Annotated in this window: 1 pseudogene; it reads right to left on the reverse strand. The window is 78.2% G+C overall.

Features of this window, described 5'->3' with window-relative positions:
• A pseudogene (locus U870_RS22945) lies at positions 1-450 on the reverse strand (hypothetical protein); the annotation flags it as partial.

Genomic DNA, 450 nt, shown 5'->3' on the forward strand with positions numbered 1-450 from the left:
GGGCGCCCGCCGCGTCGGCGGCCTCCCGCGCTCCGGCGAGCCGCTCGTCGGCCATCGTGGAACCGGTCGTGGGCATCAGGAAGACGAGGCGTCGGTGCCCCGCCGCGACGACGTGCTCCACCGCCGCCGCGCCGAACGGGCGCTGGGGGATGACGAGCGTGGGGGCGTAGGCGACGGGGGTCTCGTTGTGCACGATGAGCGCGCGCACCCCCGCGAGGCGCAGCACCTCGGTGGCCGCCGCATCGCAGCGCGCGGCCTCGGCGAGCACCGCCTCCGGACGCAGCTTCGCCCAGAGCTGGGCGGCCTCGGCGCCGGTCGCGGAGACGTCGGCGTGCCGGAGGGCGTCCGTGCCGTCGTCCACGGTGCGGGCCAGCAGCTGCTGGATGGTGCGCTCGACCGTCGCGCCGTGGTCGGCCGCGGAGGCGGCGACGACGAGGCCGGCCACGGCCT

The sequence above is a fragment of the Leifsonia aquatica H1aii genome (assembly GCF_000633535.1).
Classification (GTDB): domain Bacteria; phylum Actinomycetota; class Actinomycetes; order Actinomycetales; family Microbacteriaceae; genus Leifsonia; species Leifsonia aquatica_A.